The sequence below is a fragment of the Mammaliicoccus fleurettii genome, assembly GCF_003970575.1.
GTDB classification, from domain to species: Bacteria; Bacillota; Bacilli; order Staphylococcales; family Staphylococcaceae; genus Mammaliicoccus; species Mammaliicoccus fleurettii.
Genome location: NZ_RXWZ01000114.1, coordinates 1 through 2,316, shown reverse-complemented (window position 1 = coordinate 2,316; position 2,316 = coordinate 1). Strand labels below are relative to the sequence as shown.

3 protein-coding genes and 1 pseudogene are annotated in these 2,316 nt (G+C 29.9%); all 4 read right to left on the bottom strand.

Annotated elements, in window-relative coordinates:
• Positions 1-625: 625 nt before the first annotated feature.
• The 4 genes and pseudogenes from CD129_RS08875 to CD129_RS08865 all read right to left on the bottom strand — a co-directional run bounded on the left by CD129_RS08875 (position 626) and on the right by CD129_RS08865 (position 2,311).
• Positions 626-892 carry a Txe/YoeB family addiction module toxin gene (locus tag CD129_RS08875; RefSeq protein WP_078357915.1) on the bottom strand — a complete coding sequence of 89 codons (267 nt, stop codon included), beginning with the start codon at positions 890-892 and terminating at the stop codon, positions 626-628.
• Complete coding sequence (locus CD129_RS08870; RefSeq protein ID WP_078357916.1) at positions 892-1,155, bottom strand: type II toxin-antitoxin system Phd/YefM family antitoxin; 264 nt, start codon at positions 1,153-1,155, stop codon at positions 892-894. Before CD129_RS08870 ends, CD129_RS08875 begins: the two co-directional genes overlap by 1 nt.
• A 71-nt stretch (positions 1,156-1,226) precedes the next feature.
• Complete coding sequence (locus tag CD129_RS13210; protein ID WP_170167688.1) at positions 1,227-1,364, bottom strand: hypothetical protein; 138 nt, start codon at positions 1,362-1,364, stop codon at positions 1,227-1,229.
• A 62-nt stretch (positions 1,365-1,426) separates the two neighbouring features.
• Positions 1,427-2,311, bottom strand: a pseudogene (locus CD129_RS08865) (permease).
• Between the last annotated feature and the right edge of the window lie 5 nt (positions 2,312-2,316).

The following is a 2,316-nucleotide window of genomic DNA, read 5'->3' as shown; positions in this document are numbered from 1 at the left end:
GATTAACTCGGCAGTTAATCGAAGAGATTGTGTAAGTTGTAGATTAATTCGGTAGTTAATCGAAGAGATGTTGTAAGTTGTAGATTAACTTGGTAGTTAATCGAAGAGATGGTGTAAGTTGTAGATTAACTTGGTCGTTAATCGAAGAGATTGGATAAGTTGTAGATTAACTCGATAGTTAATCTAAGAGATGGTGTAAGTTGTAGATTAACTTGGTAGTTAATCGAAGAGATGGGTAAAGTTGTAGATTAACTTGGTAGTTAATCGAAGAGTTTAGTAAGAAACAACTCACTATATATGAAAAGATAGTGACTAATGTGTAACATATTGTTGAAATGGTTGATTTAAATAACACAGAGCAAAAAAGTATTAGGCTTTCAAAAAGAATTATTAAAAAGAAGAGGGAAAATAAAAGATTTGAATAAGCTAAGTGTGATTGGAAATCGAAAAGAACACTTACAATATTCATTGTGTAGTAAAAAATTCTCAAAAAAATGAAGATGGTGTTAGAAAACTATATACTCAACTCATAGAATCTAAAGTAGAAGATAATAAAGAAGAATAAAGTAATAAAAGTGTAAGAAAGAAAATCTTAATATTTAACTTATGATGAGAGTATTTTGACTTACTCGTAATAAGACCATGCTGAGGTGATAAAGACTTCTTTACTATCTTCATTAACTGTATAAACTACCCTGTGTTGGTGATTAATTCTTCTAGAATAACGTTCCAAATGTTTGGGCTGTAACTTTTCAAAAGACTGATTTGGAAAATAGGGATCTTCCTTTAACGTTTCTACAATCTTTAAAAACGGGGTTTTAAGTTGTGATTGTTTGATTTTCTTTAAATCTGATTTTGCTGAGTTTTTAATAAAAACACTGTAATTACTCATTAGATATTATCCCAATCCAAGGCATCAATATCAGAATAGCCACTACTATCTTTTTCACGTTCTCTAACTTTATCCATAGTTCCTGTTGATTCAAGAAACAATGTTTCTTGAATGCTATTCCAATCTTTTTGTCCTATAATGACTGCATTATTCTCGCTTTTAGAGCCACTTATAAAAACGGGCTCATGACTATCATTAACCTGTTTAAGTAATTCATAGAATTCTTTTCTCGCATTAGTAGGCGTTTTTAGTTTTTTTACAATTTATTGATAGAATTTTGAGAAATATAAAAAACATAATAATTATACTGCTCTTTCTCATTTATCAAGGAAAGTCATTCTTTATTATTCTGTTGATCTTTATTTTTGTGCTCGCTTTTGCTCTCTTTATTTTCTTCAATCTCTACGGAACAACAAGATTGCTTTTTAGGCTTTAATTTAGAAATAGCTTTTTTAAATGCGTTTTTTTCCATTTTAACACCTCCTTATTATTGATTACTGACGCTACTTGATTCACTATTTATCCTTCTTAAATTTAAACAATCATATTTACAATTAATCCTGTAGCAATAGCTACAACAAAAATTGCGATAACAAATGATACAACAAATTTTTTCTTAAATAACTTAGATAGCAATACAACTTCTGGAATACTTGCCCCAGCACCACCAATTATCAATGCAACAACTGTTCCTAGCGACATACCTTTTGATACTAATGCTTCAGCTATAGGCAACATTGTTTCAGGTCTGATATACATAGGAATACCAATAACAGAAGCAATGAATACAGAGATAATACCATCGCCACTTGCATATTTAGTTATAAATGTTGCAGGTACGAACCCATATATAAATGCACCAATAAACACACCAATGAATAGATAAGGTAGCATTGGGTATAAAAATGCCCACGCATCGTTTAATGCTTGTTTAAAACGAGACCCTGTTTTGTTAGCAAAAAATCCGTCTCCTTTAACATTAACTCCTTTATAACTTTCAGCTTAATTCATTTTTGAAAATATTAGACCTGTTAAAATACTAAAAATTGCTAGTACTACAAAATAAACAACAGCAACTTTCCAACCTAATAAAGCCCATAACATAAACAACATTAAAGGATTCATTAATGGTGAAGCAATCAAGAAACTCATTGCCGGTCCAAAAGGAATTTTAGAATTTAATAGACCTGCGAGTATGGGTAGTGTGGAACAGGAACAAAATGGTGTAATAGCACCAAATACCATTCCAAATATATAATTAATCGCTTGGTTAGGTTTGCTCAAAAATCTTTTAATTTTATCTTCTGAAACAACTTGTTGAATTAGACTTACAATAAAGCTCACGATTATGAATAATATTAATAATTCAAAAAACAACATTAAAAATGTTTTTATGAAATCTATAATTGAATCTAACATTAGGA

Coding starts and splice junctions, on each gene's coding strand:
- CD129_RS13210 (WP_170167688.1), bottom strand. CDS start 1,364: ATGGAAAAAAACGCATTTAAAAAAGCTATTTCTAAATTAAAGCCTAAA.
- CD129_RS08875 (WP_078357915.1), bottom strand. CDS start 892: ATGAGTAATTACAGTGTTTTTATTAAAAACTCAGCAAAATCAGATTTA.